Source organism: Acinetobacter pittii ANC 4050 (genome assembly GCF_000399685.1).
Classification (GTDB): domain Bacteria; phylum Pseudomonadota; class Gammaproteobacteria; order Pseudomonadales; family Moraxellaceae; genus Acinetobacter; species Acinetobacter pittii_E.
This window is the reverse complement of record NZ_KB976987.1, coordinates 3054518-3071771: the sequence shown is the minus strand read 5'-3', so window position 1 is coordinate 3071771 and position 17254 is coordinate 3054518. Positions and strand designations below refer to the sequence as shown.

General features: G+C 39.0%; 17 protein-coding genes. 7 read left to right on the top strand and 10 right to left on the bottom strand.

The genetic code is table 11. The annotated features are described in order from the left end of the window. Positions 1-6 precede the first annotated feature (6 nt). From F931_RS18180 to dnaA, 6 genes are all read right to left on the bottom strand, one after another. Complete coding sequence (locus F931_RS18180) at positions 7-933, bottom strand: TolB-like translocation protein (protein WP_016142637.1); 927 nt, start codon at positions 931-933, stop codon at positions 7-9. 124 nt (positions 934-1057) lie between these two features. Further along, complete coding sequence (gene cybC, locus F931_RS18175) at positions 1058-1450, bottom strand: cytochrome b562 (RefSeq protein WP_025470409.1); 393 nt, start codon at positions 1448-1450, stop codon at positions 1058-1060. Positions 1451-1485: 35 nt separating this feature from the next. Continuing rightward, entirely contained in the window at positions 1486-3954 is a 2469-nt protein-coding gene (gene gyrB, locus F931_RS18170) for a DNA topoisomerase (ATP-hydrolyzing) subunit B (protein ID WP_016142635.1), read from the bottom strand. Between the two features lie 52 nt (positions 3955-4006). Then, entirely contained in the window at positions 4007-5089 is a 1083-nt protein-coding gene (recF, locus tag F931_RS18165) for a DNA replication/repair protein RecF (protein ID WP_002115479.1), read from the bottom strand. Between the two features lie 14 nt (positions 5090-5103). Beyond that, positions 5104-6252 (bottom strand): DNA polymerase III subunit beta, encoded by a 1149-nt coding sequence (dnaN, locus tag F931_RS18160; protein WP_016142634.1) that lies wholly within the window; start codon positions 6250-6252, stop codon positions 5104-5106. A 97-nt stretch (positions 6253-6349) separates the two neighbouring features. Continuing rightward, positions 6350-7759, bottom strand: a complete 1410-nt coding sequence (dnaA, locus tag F931_RS18155) for a chromosomal replication initiator protein DnaA (RefSeq protein ID WP_016142633.1) — start codon at positions 7757-7759, stop codon at positions 6350-6352. Between the two features lie 681 nt (positions 7760-8440). On the opposite strand from dnaA, the gene rpmH reads away from it, so the two are divergent. The 5 genes from rpmH to mnmE all read left to right on the top strand — a co-directional run bounded on the left by rpmH (position 8441) and on the right by mnmE (position 12540). Further along, positions 8441-8575 (top strand): 50S ribosomal protein L34, encoded by a 135-nt coding sequence (rpmH, locus tag F931_RS18150; protein ID WP_000831329.1) that lies wholly within the window; start codon positions 8441-8443, stop codon positions 8573-8575. Between the two features lie 29 nt (positions 8576-8604). Further along, on the top strand, positions 8605-8997 hold the full coding sequence (gene rnpA, locus F931_RS18145) for a ribonuclease P protein component (protein WP_005063921.1): 393 nt from the start codon (positions 8605-8607) through the stop codon (positions 8995-8997). 10 nt (positions 8998-9007) lie between these two features. Then, positions 9008-9328, top strand: a complete 321-nt coding sequence (yidD, locus tag F931_RS18140; protein WP_016142632.1) for a membrane protein insertion efficiency factor YidD — start codon at positions 9008-9010, stop codon at positions 9326-9328. A gap of 5 nt (positions 9329-9333) precedes the next feature. Then, entirely contained in the window at positions 9334-11094 is a 1761-nt protein-coding gene (gene yidC, locus F931_RS18135) for a membrane protein insertase YidC (RefSeq protein ID WP_016142631.1), read from the top strand. A 90-nt stretch (positions 11095-11184) separates the two neighbouring features. Next, positions 11185-12540 carry a tRNA uridine-5-carboxymethylaminomethyl(34) synthesis GTPase MnmE gene (gene mnmE, locus F931_RS18130; RefSeq protein WP_016142630.1) on the top strand — a complete coding sequence of 452 codons (1356 nt, stop codon included), beginning with the start codon at positions 11185-11187 and terminating at the stop codon, positions 12538-12540. A gap of 49 nt (positions 12541-12589) precedes the next feature. On the opposite strand, the gene F931_RS18125 is transcribed toward mnmE, so the two are convergent. Then, complete coding sequence (locus tag F931_RS18125) at positions 12590-12853, bottom strand: metal/formaldehyde-sensitive transcriptional repressor (protein WP_016142629.1); 264 nt, start codon at positions 12851-12853, stop codon at positions 12590-12592. Positions 12854-12895: 42 nt separating this feature from the next. Between F931_RS18125 and dmeF the strand changes: the two genes are divergently transcribed. Both dmeF and F931_RS18115 read left to right on the top strand, forming a co-directional pair. Beyond that, the gene (gene dmeF, locus F931_RS18120; RefSeq protein WP_080649538.1) at positions 12896-13867 is read left to right on the top strand and encodes a CDF family Co(II)/Ni(II) efflux transporter DmeF; all 972 of its coding nucleotides are present in this window, start codon (positions 12896-12898) and stop codon (positions 13865-13867) included. A gap of 94 nt (positions 13868-13961) precedes the next feature. Continuing rightward, complete coding sequence (locus tag F931_RS18115; protein WP_016142627.1) at positions 13962-14660, top strand: DsbC family protein; 699 nt, start codon at positions 13962-13964, stop codon at positions 14658-14660. 52 nt (positions 14661-14712) lie between these two features. Here the strand turns inward: F931_RS18115 and F931_RS18110 are convergent, their stop codons facing one another. The 3 genes from F931_RS18110 to guaD all read right to left on the bottom strand — a co-directional run bounded on the left by F931_RS18110 (position 14713) and on the right by guaD (position 17204). Beyond that, positions 14713-14964, bottom strand: coding sequence for a GlsB/YeaQ/YmgE family stress response membrane protein (locus F931_RS18110; protein WP_002115476.1), 252 nt, complete (start codon positions 14962-14964; stop codon positions 14713-14715). A 172-nt stretch (positions 14965-15136) separates the two neighbouring features. Further along, positions 15137-15664, bottom strand: coding sequence for a hypoxanthine phosphoribosyltransferase (gene hpt, locus F931_RS18105; protein ID WP_002115408.1), 528 nt, complete (start codon positions 15662-15664; stop codon positions 15137-15139). Positions 15665-15878: 214 nt separating this feature from the next. After that, entirely contained in the window at positions 15879-17204 is a 1326-nt protein-coding gene (guaD, locus tag F931_RS18095) for a guanine deaminase (RefSeq protein WP_016142625.1), read from the bottom strand. Positions 17205-17254 lie beyond the last annotated feature (50 nt).

Here is a 17254-nt window from a genome sequence, read left to right as displayed (position 1 = left end):
TATTGATTAGTAAGGCGTATAAAAAGCCCCTAATTCATTTAAATTGGTATTGATCGGTAAAGGCCAAACATTGCTTGATAGACTGTCAGCGATATATAAATCATAACCACCTCGACTCCCTGTTTGTCCTGCAAGAGACACTACCATGTAACGTTGATCTAAAGGAGCGGGGTCGGAAGTATCATAATTAGTGCTGTTAAATGGCAAACGTGTGGTTTGTTTATTCGCCATATCATAAATATAGACCTGATCATGAGCATTTGTTGGACTGTACCAGCGTACATATAAGAAGCGACTTCCTTGCCACCATATTGGATAATATGAAGCGATATTGGTCAGCTGTGTATCATAGGCACCCGACTGATCAATACTGAAAATTCGAGAATTATTTCCAGCACCTTTCGCATATAAGATTTGGTTAGTATTCACCATTGGATAAGGCATCGACTCTTCTATGTCCCAACCATTTTGCGTGACAGAAGTTATCGTACGATCAGTCATTTTGACGATTTTTAAATCGCCATTTTGTTTAAAAATAATGCGCTGATTATCTATAAATTTAGGATCTTCATCGCGCTTATTATTACTCTGAGTTAAGTTAATAGGTAACTCAGTGCTTCCGACTTTCCAAACATATACATCCCATGCATCGCCATAATGCTGTCCAGAGTTCACTCCCATGAAAGTTAACCATTTTCCATCTGGAGAGAAATGGCCATTCATCATATGGTCAATTTTCCAATTTGTACCCAGTAATGTAGTCTGCTGTGTTGTGAAGTTATACAAATAAAGCTTACTGTCCCATGCGTCATAATCACTATAACGATGAAATACTAATTTTCCGTAAAAGGTTGGGGCTATTGCAGCATGCAGTTGAAATAAACAATTAAAAAAAATGATCCCAATGCATAAGAGTATGTGAGTTTTTTTCAAAATTATATTCTCTTGATATAAATAAAAACTACCACTTAAATGGCAGTTTAAAAGTTCAGTTCTTATCAAAAAAAAAGCTTTGTCTTAAATAAAACAAAGCCTTTTCTTTAATCATCATAAACAATTATCTAAATTTTTTATGATTTTCATTTCGTATTGTGACTAAATTGATTGCTTCAGTTTTGGCTTGATCTAATTGTCCTTGCTCAACCAAAGCAGTTACTTTATCAATCTCGGCAACAAGCTGATCTAAACCGGCTTGATACTCTTTTACCTGTACATTTTCTGAAGGCAAACCTTCGAGTTTATGCGGTAAATATTGCTTAGAAGAAACAGCTGCTTCACGCATTACAACAAGCTGTTGTTTCGCGTTATCAGTATCTTTTGCTTCAGCAAATGCTTTAGTACTCTTAGCTAAAGTTTTCATATTCGTTTCTAGGTCTGCCGCCGAAACAGCAGAACTTCCTAAAATCGCACATGAAATTAACAGACTAGCTAATAATTTCTGACTCATCATTCTCTCCCTAGACTGATTTAGAATCATGTTATGAATTAAGCATCAATATCCGCATTTAAAGCATTCTCTTCGATGAATGCACGACGTGGTTCAACATCATCACCCATTAAACAAGAGAACATACGATCTGCTTCAATCGCATCATCAATGGTCACCTGCAACATATTACGGTTTTCAGGGTCCATTGTTGTTTCCCACAGCTGTTCAGCATTCATCTCTCCAAGACCTTTATAGCGTTGGATCATCATACCGCGGCGAGAATCTTGCAAAATATGTTGCCAAACTTGATGGAAGTTGGCCACTTGAATACGGCGATCACCTTTTTGTAAATAAGCACCATCTTCAAGTAAAGTGAACCAACTCTTCGAGTTTTTCAACAAACGTGCATATTCAGCCGAATTCAATAAAGCTGCATCAAGCAAGTACGCATGTGGCAGGTTATGAACATACACCGTAATACGTGGCCAGTAATGTGCAGATTTTTCACCTTGAGCATTTTCACGCTCAAATGCCTCTAATGAAATCTCCGGACGTAAGCTTGGTTGTAATCTGGTAATGATATCGCGTACCTGATCAGCCCATTGTTGTACATAAGCTTCATCGTGGTTCTGATCGCTCTTGAATGCTTCTACTTCAAGTAAAGCATCCAGTAAACTAGCTGGATAACGTAAAGTTAAGCGCTGTAAGCTCTTTTGTGAAACTTGATAGTCCTGAATCACTTTCGCAAGTGCTTCACCTGTAATTGCAGGAGCTTCAGCATTGGTATGCAAAGATAGCTCATCAATCGCATTTGAGATGAGATACGTTTCTAATGCATCATTATCTTTGATGTATTGTTCTTGTTTACCTTTCTTCAATTTATACAAAGGTGGCTGAGCAATATAAATGTGTCCACGCTCAACCAATTCCGGCATTTGACGGAAGAAGAAGGTTAACAACAAGGTACGGATGTGTGAACCATCGACGTCAGCATCGGTCATGATAATGATTTTATGATAACGAAGCTTATCAGGATTATATTCTTCACGACCAATACCACAGCCAAGTGCAGTGATTAAAGTACCCACTTCCTGACTTGAAATCATTTTGTCAAAGCGTGCACGTTCAACGTTCAGGATTTTCCCTTTCAACGGTAAAATAGCCTGCATCTTACGGTTACGGCCTTGCTTAGCACTACCACCCGCAGAGTCACCCTCGACTAGATATAATTCTGAAAGTGCTGGGTCTTTTTCCTGACAATCTGCCAATTTACCTGGTAAACCAGCAATATCAAGTGCACTCTTACGACGCGTCATTTCACGAGCTTTACGCGCAGCATCACGTGCACGTGCAGCATCAATAATTTTACCGGCAATCGATTTTGCAGCTTGTGGATTTTCAAGTAAGTAAGCAGAGAACTCTTTGTTCATTGCTTGCTCAACCGCTGGTTTTACTTCACTCGATACCAGTTTCTCTTTCGTTTGAGATGAGAATTTCGGATCAGGTACTTTGACCGAAATAATCGCCGTTAAACCTTCACGAGCATCATCACCTGTCACATTGACTTTTTCTTTCTTGAGAATATTTTCATTTTCAAGATATTGGTTAAGACCACGTGTTAAAGCCGCACGGAAACCAGCTAAATGCGTACCACCATCTTTTTGAGGAATATTGTTGGTAAAGCAACGCACATTTTCTTGATAACTTTCGTTCCACTGCAATGCAACTTCTACACCAATACCATTTTCGGTATCTGCAGTGAAATGGAAAATCTCGTTTAGATGAGTTTTGCCTTCGTTAATGTATTTTACAAACTCAGATAAACCACCTTCGTAGTCATATACATGCTCAAGGTTAATACGTTCATCACGTAAAACAATGCGCACGCCCGCGTTTAAAAATGAAAGCTCACGTAAACGACGCGCTAAAATTTCAACGTTAAAAATGGTTTGACTAAAAGTTAGTTCACTTGGCCAAAAACGTACAGTTGTACCACTCTTATCCGTTTCACCAATCACACGTAATGGGTATTGCGGATCACCGTGGTGATATTCTTGTTCGTGCACTTGACCAGCGCGATTAATAATTAAATGCAATTTACTTGAAAGCGCATTTACAACCGAAACACCTACGCCGTGCAAACCACCTGAAACTTTATAGCTGTTGTCGTCAAACTTACCGCCTGCGTGCAAGATCGTAAGAATTACTTCTGCTGCAGAAACCCCTTCTTCAGGGTGAATATCGGTTGGAATACCACGACCATTGTCGGAAACACTTACCGATTCATCTTCGTGAATCGTGACAATAATTTCATCACAATGTCCCGCTAAAGCTTCATCGATTGCGTTATCGACAACTTCGAATACCATATGGTGTAAACCGGTACCGTCGTCTGTATCCCCAATATACATCCCCGGACGTTTACGAACTGCATCTAATCCACGTAATACTTTAATACTAGAGGAATCATAAGCCTTTTCATTGGTTTGTTCTGTTTGAGAGGCTGATTGAGACTCTGAACTCATGGTTTCTCCCTAGCAAATATAGGTTTATTCAAAGATGGGTAACATCAAAAAATTATGGTGAAGCAAGACTAACTTGACCGGATTCAACATTGAATAATTGATATGAAATAGACAGATCATGTAAGTGTTTTTTTACCGATGCATGATCTAAAGTTGTCATAAAAACCTGGCTACCAAGTTGGCTTAATCGTTCAATTAAACGTTGTTGTGCGGTTAAGTCTAATTCTGCTGTCAGATCATCTAATAATACCACAGTTTCCTTATTACTCGCATGCAACATTGCAATTTGTGACAGTTTTAAGGCAATAATCAGCAGTTTTTTCTGACCTCTTGATAAAACAACGTCAGCATGTCCAAACGGGGTTTTCAAGCGCAAATCTGCACGATGTGGACCATATTCGGTATAGCGTCTTTCGATGTCTTTTTGGTGTTGATTCAGCAAGTCTTGCATGAGTCCCTGCTCTGTATGAAAACCCGGACTATATTCCAGTTCAATCTCCAGATCAGGTAATAATTGACTTAAATCATTTTGAAAAAAGACATTCCATTGTTCCACAATACTTAAACGTTGAGAGTGTAAAATTTCTCCATAATCACTCAACATTTTGTTCCACGGCTCTAAATCCGCTAAAGAAATATTACGTCTGGTTTTAAGTAAGGTATTACGCTGTTTTAATGCACGAGAATAATATTGCCAAGCAAAATAAAACTCAGGTTCCACGTGGAACATCAGCCAATCTAAAAGCTGACGGCGAGGTTTTGCCCCATGATCAATAATATCTGTACTTTGTGGGTCAATATGTTGCAAAGGCAGCAGTTTCGCGAGTTGCCCTTGTGTAGCCACCGTATCGCCATTGACCTTCATCAACTGCTCACCAGAGGCTAACTTTTGCATGCCAATTTTTTCAGTTGCGGACTGGGCGAAGACAATCGCATCTTCGGCAGAATATTGAATATAATTTTTGGGTATATGGGTACGGAATGACCGCCCTGTTGCAAGCAAATGGATTGCTTCCAGAATTGAAGTTTTTCCTGAACCGTTAGCGCCATAAAATACATTAAACGGTTGCAACCCTTGGAGTGCAACCGTTTTTAAATTACGCACACGTTCAATATTTAAACGCGTAAGATGCATATGAATTAGCCGAATTATACACGCATTGGCATTACGACATACGTCTGGTCAGGATGTGCCGGATCTTGAACCAATACAGACTGGTTTGCTTCAGTCATGCTCATATTTACATCATCACCATCAAGCACACCTAAAACATCTAGCAAATATTGCGCATTAAACGACATTTCAAGCGGTATGTTTTGGTACTGAATTGCTAAATCTTCAATCGCTTCATCTTGTTCAGGGTTATTTGCACGTAGCTGTAAAGAATCTTGATTAAAATTCAAGAAAACGCCACGTAACTTCTCATTACTCAAAATTGCGACACGTTGTAATGATTGTTTGAACACATCATGGCTAATTAACACATGTTTATCGCCACCACGTGGAATTACACGACGATAATCAGGGAATTTTCCATCAATCAATTTCGTCGTAAAACGAACAGTGATATCGCCCTGCTCTTTGTCACGGCTCGAAGTATTAATCGTGACATTTAACAATTCACGACCGATGAGCAATGTTAATTGTTCATCTTCAATACTGAGTAAACGCTGCAATTCACCCACAGCTTTACGAGGCACAATTGCTTGAACCAATTGAGATGATGTAGAAGAAGCAGTGATTTCACAAAGTGCTAAACGGTGACCATCTGTTGTTACTGCACGTAATTGATTTTCATCAATTTCTAATAAAGTACCAGTTAAATAGAAACGCACATCCTGTACAGCCATAGCAAAAGCTGTTTTTTCAAATAAACGCTTTAACTCACGTTGAGTAACCTGTACTTGTGTACCTTGACTATTTTCAGTGGTTAATAACGGGTAATCTTCTGCCGGTAAAGTACCTAATACAAAACGGCTATTACCAGACTTTAAGATACATCTCTGATCTTCAGTAATTTGTAAATCTATCAATGCAGCTGTAGGCAATGATTTACAAATTTCCATCAACTTACGAGCAGGAACAGTTGTTTCACCTGCTTCAATGCATGCCCCTTCTGTTAAAACAGTACTGGCAACCAGCTCGACTTCTAAATCAGAACCAGTAATGGTGAGTGCCTGAGCATTAGTCTGAATTTTGACGTTTGAAAGAATATTCAATGTATGACGACGTTCTACCGCACCGACAACATGCGATAAAACATTGAGTAAGCTTTCTTTAGCGATTTTCAAACGCACGATTCATTCCTCTAGCAACTTGGAGCAAATATTTCATTTTTTAGCTGTGTACTATGCTGCACTTACGTAGACTTTGCAACAACGTCTTATTATTTCATTAACTCTGAAGTAGACGCAGTAGATTTTTATAATCTTCGTCAAAAATCGGATCTTCCTCTCGAAGACTCACAACTTTTTCACAAGCATGCATCACCGTACTATGGTCACGCCCACCAAAAGCCATTCCAATTTCAGGAAAACTATCACCCGTCAATTCACGAGCAAGACCCATTGCTAACTGACGCGGTCGAGCATAAATACGTGTCCGTTTTGGTCCTACCAATTCTTTTAAAGGAATTCGGAAATATTCACTGACCACACGTTGGATATTTTCTACGCTAATTGTACGTGCACGGATTGCCAATACATCTTTTAAAGATTCACGGACAACATCAAGATCGATCGGCGCACCTTTAAATCGAGAAATTGCAACGACTTTATTGAGTGCCCCTTCAAGTTCCCGGACGTTGGCAACTACTTGTTGTGCAATGAATAATGCACAGTTTCGAGGTAAATCAACGCCGCTATTTTCAGCTTTCTTCAATAAAATTTCGATACGAGTTTCAATATCTGGAGGCTCAACACCTACAGAAAGACCCCAAGAAAAGCGAGATACCAAACGAGGATCCAACTCGGTCAATTCTTTCGGGTACCGATCTGAGGTTAAAATAATTTGTTTTGATTCATCAAGTAAGGCATTGAATGTATAGAAAAACTCAACCAGGCTTGCTTCTTTACCTGCTAAGAGATGAATATCATCAACCAATAGTAAGTCTAAAGAACGGCAATTTTTCTTGAACTCTTCCACTTTGCCTTTTTGCAAAGAACTTACAAAATCCTGAACAAAACTCTCCGAGGTCATATACATCACCCGTGCATTAGGCTTGGCTTGTAATAAAGCATTACCAACTGCCTGCATCAAGTGAGTCTTACCTAAGCCTGTCGGACCATATAAGAATAAAGGGTTGTGCTGTGAAGCACCTAATTGTGTTAACACTTTTCTACATGTTTCAGCAGCCATCTGGTTCGAACGGCCTTCAACAAATAAAGAAAAAGTAAATTGAGGATTTAATAGCTTCTTTTTCGGCGTTTTTGGGTTTACTACACTATTAGTAGTAAGTGTATTGGAAATAGCATCCGGTTCTTTTTTTACTTTAATGCTTTGTTGAGGCGCAGTTTGTAAAGCAGCCGTTGTAGTTGCTGGCTGTTCACTCGATGACAAAATACTACCAGGACGAGAATCAACTAAAATCTCAACCTGACGCACACGCCCTTCTGATAACTGTTCGGCCAATATAGAAATTAATTCTAAATGGTTCTCTTGAATGTAACGCGTCCAATAAGGATTAGGTGCATAAAGACGCAGTATACCTTCTACTTCTTCAGCAACTAATGGGCGAATCCACATCGCAAAGACGTTATCAGAGAGCTCTTGTCGCAAGCGAGTTAAGCAGTCTGTCCACAGCATGTGTATCCCCTATTTCTGCGTTTTTAAATTCAAATAATCTAAAGATTAACCCTTCCTGATGAGAAGGGGTCGCCATTCTAACCAAGTTATCCACATCTGTCATGACGATTTCGTTTGATTTTGTCTAAAAAGAAATCTCTTGTGAATAAATTTAAATTCAAATCGGCTTGTGCATAACTTTTTGCACAACCTGTGGATAAATTAACACATAAACTTATCCACAATCCATAAATATAATAAAAACAGAGTTATCAACACCCCAAATACATGTTTTTTAAATTTAAAAGTGCGAAATCCACAGAAAAAGTCACCCCTAATAAGAATAAATTTAAATTTCTAAATTTGAATTTATTTAATAGGAGGATGATCTTTTGTGGATAACTACAAAATATGAATTTAAATTCAAATGTAGTAAATCAAAACCAAGATGATATCTTGTTTTGTTGATAAATATGTATATAAGGTGTGTATATATTAAAAGTTCTAATAAAAATAGACAATTACTTTGTGTATAACTTTTAAAGCTATATATTGCCCTAAATTATGGAAAGAATAAAAAGAAGTAAAAAGATTAAAAATTTGGGTTAAATACAAAACTTTCTTGGTTTTTCATTGACAGCGTAAACATTGCACAATAAAATCGCGGACCTTTATAGAAAGATCATTTTTGGGAGTTTCAATATGAAACGTACTTTCCAACCATCTGAATTAAAGCGTAAACGCGTTCATGGTTTCCGTGCTCGTATGGCAACTAAAGCTGGTCGTCAAGTATTAGCTCGTCGTCGTGCAAAAGGTCGTCATAGCTTAACTGTTTAATACTGTTACGCTGACCAGACTTGGGTGTGATGACACTTTACAGTTTTAGCACAGACGTGCGAATACGCTGTGCTGCAGATTATAAAAGTGTATTTGATGGTGCGCTTTTTAAAGTGCATCAACCCCATTTTTTATTTCTTGCAAAATTAACCGAACAGCCTAAAAGCCGTTTGGGTATTGTTGTTGCTAAGAAAAAAGTGCGCCGAGCGCATGAAAGAAATCGAATAAAACGTCTTGCTCGTGAGAGCTTTCGTCTACATCAGCCGAATTTTGGATCAGACATAGATGTTGTAGTGATGCCGAAAGTTGGTATAGAAACGATTACGAATGCTGAGCTATATCAACAATTAGATTTTGCTTGGCAAAAATTACAGCGCTTAGCAAAAAAACATTCTAAAGTTGGCACAACCTCGCAGAATTAAGAGATAGCCAATGGTCCGTTTTCTACGTTGGTTGATTCGACTGTATCAAATTGCGATTAGTCCGCTTCTTGGACCCCGTTGTCGTTATATCCCGACTTGTTCCCAATATGCGATAGAAGCATTGCACACTCATGGTGCGATAAAAGGCGTTTGGTTATCTTCTAAACGGATTTGTCGTTGTCATCCGTGGGGAGGATCTGGATATGATCCGGTACCGCCAAAAGCAATTCGTTTTATTTCGTTTCATCAAATAGATTCTCAAACGCATCATGTTGCTGTACCCTTTCGTGATCGTTTACTGAAGCAAAATCTCTCTAACCATTTGGGGTAATAGATATGCAACAATGGGCCAGGTTTGCAATTCTCGGGGCCATGTTTGTCACCGCATATTTGCTCATTTTGGCTTGGCAAAAAGATTATGGAAATGCTGCAACTGCACCGCAACAACAAGCGGCGGCTGTAAGCTCGCATGAAGTATCTGCTGATTTGCCAAATGCTAAAAATGCAACAGTGGCTTCCGATGTGCCACAAGCAAATATTGCGCAGTCACAAACCACAGATGCAACCGCACCTGTGAATCAACAGCTTATTTCAGTACAAACTGACCTTTACCATATTTGGATCAATCCAAAAGGTGGTGATATTGTTCGTATTGAATTACTCTCACACGACAAAAGCAAAGACAGCGATCAACCTTTTGTTATGCTTGAAAATGATGCCAAGCGTACATATGTTGCTCAATCTGGCTTAATTGGTTTGAATGGACCAGATAGTAGTCGTGGTGGTCGTCCATTATATGCTGTTGAAAAGACATCATATACTTTGGCTGATGCTAAGGGTGTACAGGACCAAAAGGGTCAATCTGAAAAAGTTTTAAACGTTCCAATGGTATTTAAAACACCTGAAGGCGTTGAAATTATTAAGACTTTTACCTTTACTCAAGGTCAATATCCAATTGTTGTCAAACATCAAGTCATTAACCGTAGCCAACAAAGCTGGCAAGGTCAGATGTTTGGGCAATTAAAGCGCGATAATTCTGAAGATCCTGGTAAGTCTTCTCAAGGTATTTTCACTCTAGGAACTTTCTTAGGGGGAGCTTGGGGAACACCTGATGCACATTACAATAAGCTTAAATTTGCTAATTTCTCAGAAGAAAAAGTAAATACTGAAGCGAAGGGTGGATGGGTTGCAATTGTTCAGCATTACTTTGTAAGTGCTTGGATTCCTGGAAATCTAAAGCTGACTCAAGCAAATGGTCAGCCTTATGTAGCTAAGCTTGAATCTCGTCAATCTGCTGATCACATGAATATCATTGGTTTTACCTCACCAGTGATTAATGTTCCTGCAGGCACTTCAATGGAAGTGGATGCAAAACTTTATTCAGGTCCAAAAGTACAATCTGAATTAAAAGATTTAGCTGTAGGTTTAAATCAGACTGTTGATTATGGTTGGTTATGGCCAATTGCTAAACTCTTGTTCTTAGGTCTTCAATTCTTCCATAGCATTGTGGGTAACTGGGGATGGTCAATCATCTTGCTTACCATTATGGTGAAGATGATCTTGTGGCCTTTATCTTCAAAAAGTTATCGTTCTATGGCAAAAATGCGTGTGATTGCACCAGAAATGCAACGCATGAAAGAAGAGTTCGGTGAAGACCGTATGCGCTTCTCGCAAGAAATGATGGCTTTATACAAGCGTGAACAAGTAAATCCACTTTCAGGTTGTTTACCATTATTGCTACAAATGCCAATTTTCCTTGCTTTGTACTGGGTACTCATGGAAAGTGTGGAATTACGTCATGCACCATGGTTAGGCTGGATTCAAGACTTGTCAGCAATGGATCCTTGGTTCATCTTGCCGTTAATCATGGGTGCTACCATGTTTGCGCAGCAAATGTTGAACCCACAACCCGCTGATCCAATGCAGGCAAAAGTGTTCCGCATTATGCCGATTATGTTCACGGTATTTATGTTGTTCTTTCCTGCAGGTCTCGTGCTGTACTGGATCGTGAACAACAGTATTACTATTTTACAGCAGTCGTTTATTAATAAGAGCGTTGAAAAAGGTCGTATCAATAAGACTGAATCAGCTTCTTAATCGTTGAACTTTTGCTGAATAAATCCGCTTAAGATGGTAATCTTAGGCGGATTTTTCTTTGGCTGGATTTTAGGTTTTTAGGTGAATAATATGCAAAGTCAAACCACGATTGCCGCAATTGCAACGCCACCAGGGCGTGGTGGTGTGGGCGTGATTCGCCTATCTGGACCTAAGGCTTATGAAATTGCTCAAAAACTGACACAAAAGAACTTGCCAGAAGCGCGTATGGCGGGTTTTCGTAAATTTTATGATGCTGATGGCAGCATTATGGATGAAGGGATTGTTCTATGCTTTCCCAATCCTCACTCGTTTACAGGTGAGGATGTTGTAGAGTTACAAGGTCACGGTGGTCCAGTCATTCAAAATGCCTTGCTGGGACGTCTATTTGAGCTGGGCGCAATCGCTGCAAAAGCTGGCGAATTTTCCATGCGTGCTTTTGAAAATGGCAAGATGGACTTGGTACAAGCGGAAGCTATTGCTGATTTGATTGATGCGACTTCGCAAGCAGCAGCACGCTCTGCAGTTCGTTCTTTACAAGGCGCTTTTTCAACAAAAATTAATACCGTTTTAGAAAAACTGATTCATTTACGCTTACATGTTGAAGCCGCAATTGATTTTCCTGAAGAAGAAATCGATTTCTTGGCAGATGGCAAAATTTTAGCTTTACTTGAAGATGTTCGGCAGTCGGTACATGCCGTTCAAACCTCTGCACGACAAGGTCAATTACTACGTGAAGGTTTACAAGTTGTTATTGCAGGTAAACCAAATGCGGGTAAATCAAGCTTGTTGAATGCGCTAGCTGGTGTTGAGCGTGCAATTGTGACTGATATTGCCGGTACAACTCGTGATGTTTTGCATGAAAAAATTAGCTTAAATGGCCTACCAATCACCTTAACAGACACAGCTGGCCTACGTGAAACAGGAGATATCGTTGAAAAAGAAGGGATTCGTAGAGCAATCAAAGAAATTGAACAAGCTGATTTGTTATTGCTGGTTTATGATTTAAATCAAGGTGATGACCCATTAAAACTTGCTCAAGAATATTTTGCTGAACACATTGAACCACGTCGTTTAATGTTAATTGGTAATAAATGCGATTTAACTGGTCAATTAGCTGAAATAGGCGATTATCAAGGGTTCCGTCATATTACAGTTTCAGCGAAACAAGAGATGGGCGTACAAGGCCTCGTAGATGCGATTACAGCGCATGCAGGCTTTCACCCTGAGGAAGATACATTTATTGCGAGAACACGTCATTTAGACGCAATGAAGCGCACACAGCTCTATCTTTCAGAAGCACGCGAGCAACTCGTTGTATTTAACGCAGGTGAACTGGTTGCTGAATCACTACGTCTTGCTCAAAATGCTTTAGGTGAAATTACTGGCGACTTTAGTGCCGATGACCTTTTAGGCAAAATCTTTGGTTCATTTTGTATTGGAAAATAATTAAAAAAACTCTGAATGATGCACTTAGCTGTGTCATTCAGTCATTTTGTTAACCGTATCTTTTTAAAACCTTTAAAAACTCATCTAATTCATTCTGATCGACTTTTGCTTCTTTGAGCACGTGGTGGTGTAAGTGCTGTTCCATTAATTCACTCATCAGGCCATTTATTGCCCCTTTAATTGCAGCAACTTGTTGAAGTATTTCTATGCATGAAATATCTGGTTGCTCAACAGCATGCTCAATACTATTGATTTGCCCTTTTAGTCGTTTTACACGATTAACTATTTTTTTATCCTGACCGATGTGACTCATCTGTATTCTCTTGTATAATTTAATATACTGGTAGGGAGTATATTGGGTTTAAATTTTATGCAGGAACATAGTGTATCACGTCATCATCAACATCAGTTTGATGAAGGAAATCCACTTGCGCAAAAACGTATTTTGATTGCAACAATTTTAACGGCATCCATGATGGTGTTAGAAATATTCGGTGGATGGTTTTTTAATTCAATGGCGCTTCTGGCTGATGGTTGGCATATGAGCTCACATATGTTGGCACTCGGTTTAGCCTATTTTGCTTATCGTGCGGCTCGTCATTACTCCAAAGATCGTCGATTTAGTTTTGGAACTTGGAAAATCGAGATTTTAGCGGGCTATAGCAGTGCAATTTTGCTGATGGTTGTCGCTATTTTTATGGCATTTCAGTCGATACAACGTTTATTTAATCCAGTTGAGATTTTTTATAATGAAGCGATTCCTATTGCAATTTTAGGTCTGGTCATTAACTTGATTTGTGCATGGTTACTTCACGATGATGGGCACCATCACCATCACCATCACCATCATGACCATGGGCATTATCACCATGATTTAAATCAAAAAGCTGCTTTTTTACATGTGGTTGCAGATGCAGTAACTTCTGTTTTTGCAATTGTTGCGCTTTTCGCAGGTAAATATTTCGGATGGGATTTTTTAGATGCACTTTTAGGGATTTTAGGTGCTATTTTGGTTGCAAAATGGTCTCTTAGCTTAATGAAAGAGACAGGGAAAACCCTTCTAGATGCAGAAATGGATCATCCAGTGGTGGAAGAAATTCGCGAAGTAATTGCTGAATTCCCTAAGAACCTTGAAATTACGGATCTTCATGTTTGGAAAGTCGCCAAAGGTAAGTTTTCTTGTATTTTGGCCCTAGAGACTGATGATATTTCTTTAAATGCAGACCAGATTCGTCATGCTTTATCGATTCATGAGGAAATTGTGCATATATCAGTAGAAATTAATATTCTAAAACCTACTTATGTTCCACGTGAAACATTGGCATAAATGAGTGGCAGTTTGGTTATAACTCGGTAATCAATTCAGCTTTTGAAAACAGAACTGATTAAAATGATCTCCTCTCCTACCTAGAGTCGGTTTTATGCTTAAAAAATTAGGAATATTGGCGTTATTTAGCTTAACTGCAACTATGAGTTTCGCTAATGTAGATACTGTTAGGGAAAATATTAAAAAACAATATCCTAATTTGAAAATTAGTAATATTCAGAAAACCGAAATGCTTGGGCTATATAGCGCTAATCTCGATCAGCAAATCATCTATGTGGGTGAAGATGGGCAGCATATGTTTGTAGGTTCTATGATTAGATTAAAAGACCAGAAGAACTTAACCAAAGATTTGGTGTTAGGACAAAACTCAATTGATTGGAAACAGCTGCCTTTAAAAGATGCCATTAAAACAGTCAAAGGTAATGGACAGCATGTTTTAGCCGTTTTTTCTGATCCAAACTGTCCTTATTGCAAGCAGCTTGAACCTGAACTCGATAAGCTTAAAGACGTAACTATTTATACCTTTATCTATCCTTTAAAGCCTCAGTCTATTGTGGTTTCTAGACAGGTTTGGTGTGCACCGAATCAATCTTACTCATGGAAAAAACTGATTCAGCAAGGGGTTAAACCAATAGCTGCGAGCTGTGTAAACCCAATTGACCGTAATTTGGAATTAGGAAAAAAACTAGGTTTTAATGGCACTCCTACCTTAATTTTTGCAAATGGTTTTAAGCTGGTGGGCGCACGCTCTGCTGAAGAAATTCAGGCAGTTTGGAAAGAGTTAGGCCTTTAAAATAAATTAAAAAAAGCACCCCAAGGTGCTTTTTTTATAAATGAATTAAAGTTTAGCTTTTTCGTGCAATCAAATTGTAGATAAACAAAATAACGATGGCACCAATCACGGATGCGATGAAGCCCGCAGCTGAGTTTTCGCCATAAAGTCCAAGTAAACGACCACCATAAGTGGCTAAAAGTGAACCTGCAATACCAATCAAGGTAGTTACGATGAAACCTGCTTTATCATCCCCTGGATGCAAAGCGCGAGCGATTAAGCCAGCAAAGAAACCAACCACAATAGCAACAATAAGTGACCACATATTTGTTCTCCAGTTGTTTTTTTGATGAAGTTAATGATTTTGCTTCATATTCTATCGTGCGGTAGAGCTGTCTATTTTGTCTGTAGCAGATTGCGACTTTTTGTGTCTTTTTTGTTCAAAGCTAAGGTTTTATATAAAAAAATAGCACCTTATGGTGCCATTTTTATGAAATTTATAAACCAATTTCACCAATAAAAGGTAAGTGGCGATATTTTTGGTCGTAGTCTAGGCCATAGCCCACAATGAATCTGTCTTCTACTTCAAAACCTAAAAATTTAACTTCGAGATCAATTTCACGGCGAGATGGTTTACTCACTAAAGTGCAAAGTTGAATCGAATTTGGCTCACGAGTTTGCAACATTTCAACTACTTTGCTTAAGGTATTGCCAGAGTCGATAATATCTTCAACAACCAGTACATCCTTACCGCGTATTTCACCGTCAAGATCTTTTAAGATTTTAACATCTCGACTTGAAGTCGTACCACCGCCGTAGCTAGACACTGTCATGAAGTCGAGTTCATGCGGTTTGGTAATGGTACGGCACAAGTCTGCCATGAAAATAACAGAACCACGAAGTAGTCCAATAAGGACTAATTCTTTATCACTATTTGCATAGTGAGCGTTAATTTGCTCGCCGAGCTCTTTGACTTTTGCTTGAATTTCTTCGGTTGAAATCATGATGCTCATTGCAACAGTCATGGCAGATTCCTACAAGATATAAAAGAAAAAATAAAAAAGGTGTTGACCTGCAACACCTCGAAAATCTGAGTTAATGGTAAAATTTTAAAGCAAAATGACGTTTCATGCACCCTTTGATGGCTTTGAAATTTTATCATTTTGCGGATTATGTCGATCACGCTTTAACACAACAGCACATATTCCAAATAATAACAAAAACTTAACCACCCGATTTTTATTGGGCTGTTTCTTTTTGATAAGCACGTTTTCCATAAATATAAGTCGCCTCAATATTACGGTCATCACCTAAAGTGAATAAAGCAAACAGCGAATCTTCAACAGATTTGGATTTAGACTGGCGCAGTTGCTGTAATGCGGTCGGCTTAAGATTCAATACAACAAAGTCTGCTTCTTTACCGACATTGAAGTTGCCTAACTGATCTTGTAAATCAAGCGCTTTTGCTCCACCTAAAGTTGCATGATAGAGCGCTTCATAAGCTGAAAGTTTGTCGCCTTGTAACTGCTGTACCTTATAAGCCTCGTTAACGGTTTGCAGTAAACTAAACGATGTACCGGCACCGATATCTGTACCCAAGCCCACTTTTACTTGTTTTTCCCATGTTTTTTTCAATGGGAATAAACCACTGCCTAAGAACAAGTTTGAAGTTGGGCAAAATGCGATAGCAGATTGCGTATCATGCATGCATTGCCATTCTTCATCTTCTAAGTGAACGCAATGCGCGAATACAGAACGCTTACCAGTCAGGCCATAATGTTGATAAACATCTAAATAGCCTGCTTGTTCAGGAAATAAAGATTTTACCCAAGCAATTTCATCTTTGTTTTCACTTAAATGCGTATGTACGTAAACATCCGGAAATTCTTGTTTTAACTGCCCTGCTCTTTCTAATTGCTCAGGTGTAGAGGTCGGTGCAAAACGTGGCGTAATCGCATACAGAGCACGGCCTTTACCATGCCATTTTTCAATGAGTGTTTTGGTGTCGCTGTAAGCCGTTTCTGGTGTGTCACACAGCGCTTCAGGGGCATTGCGGTCCATGAGTACCTTACCGGCAATTAAACGCATCTGAACGTGTTCTGCGGCTTCAAATAAGGCATCAACAGATTCCGGATGGACTGTACAGAAAACCAGTGCTGTGGTTGTACCATGTTTTAAGAGTTCTTGAACAAAGAACTGGGCAATTTCACTTGCATATGCTTTGTCCTGAAACTGGATTTCAGTTGGGAATGTATAAGTATTGAGCCAGCTTAAAAGTTGTTCGCCGTATGCTCCCACCATTTCAGTTTGTGGGAAGTGAATATGGGTATCAATAAAGCCAGGTACAATCAATTGTTCTGGATAATGTTGAACCTCAACTCCAGCCGGTAGATGCGCTTGAGCGTCTTTCCATGCTCCAAACCATTTGATTTTTCCATGTTCACTAATCAATACACCATCTTCCAAATAACGTACTTGATTTGGAATATCAGTTGGCTCAGAGACAGTTTGTTGAATATCTAAAAAACGACCACGCACAACGGTGGTATTTGCAATCGATGACATGGAAAGCCTATATATTTTCACTTTTTTCGGTTGATTGTACCCCAGTTAGC

Bases quoted from the DNA above. Each gene is read 5' to 3' on its own strand.
- cybC (WP_025470409.1), bottom strand. From the start codon at position 1,450: ATGATGAGTCAGAAATTATTAGCTAGTCTGTTAATTTCATGTGCGATT.
- gyrB (WP_016142635.1), bottom strand. From the start codon at position 3,954: ATGAGTTCAGAGTCTCAATCAGCCTCTCAAACAGAACAAACCAATGAA.
- recF (WP_002115479.1), bottom strand. From the start codon at position 5,089: ATGCATCTTACGCGTTTAAATATTGAACGTGTGCGTAATTTAAAAACG.
- dnaA (WP_016142633.1), bottom strand. From the start codon at position 7,759: ATGCTGTGGACAGACTGCTTAACTCGCTTGCGACAAGAGCTCTCTGAT.
- rpmH (WP_000831329.1), top strand. From the start codon at position 8,441: ATGAAACGTACTTTCCAACCATCTGAATTAAAGCGTAAACGCGTTCAT.
- rnpA (WP_005063921.1), top strand. From the start codon at position 8,605: ATGACACTTTACAGTTTTAGCACAGACGTGCGAATACGCTGTGCTGCA.
- yidD (WP_016142632.1), top strand. From the start codon at position 9,008: ATGGTCCGTTTTCTACGTTGGTTGATTCGACTGTATCAAATTGCGATT.
- yidC (WP_016142631.1), top strand. From the start codon at position 9,334: ATGCAACAATGGGCCAGGTTTGCAATTCTCGGGGCCATGTTTGTCACC.
- mnmE (WP_016142630.1), top strand. From the start codon at position 11,185: ATGCAAAGTCAAACCACGATTGCCGCAATTGCAACGCCACCAGGGCGT.
- F931_RS18125 (WP_016142629.1), bottom strand. From the start codon at position 12,853: ATGAGTCACATCGGTCAGGATAAAAAAATAGTTAATCGTGTAAAACGA.
- F931_RS18115 (WP_016142627.1), top strand. From the start codon at position 13,962: ATGCTTAAAAAATTAGGAATATTGGCGTTATTTAGCTTAACTGCAACT.
- F931_RS18110 (WP_002115476.1), bottom strand. From the start codon at position 14,964: ATGTGGTCACTTATTGTTGCTATTGTGGTTGGTTTCTTTGCTGGCTTA.
- hpt (WP_002115408.1), bottom strand. From the start codon at position 15,664: ATGACTGTTGCAATGAGCATCATGATTTCAACCGAAGAAATTCAAGCA.
- guaD (WP_016142625.1), bottom strand. From the start codon at position 17,204: ATGTCATCGATTGCAAATACCACCGTTGTGCGTGGTCGTTTTTTAGAT.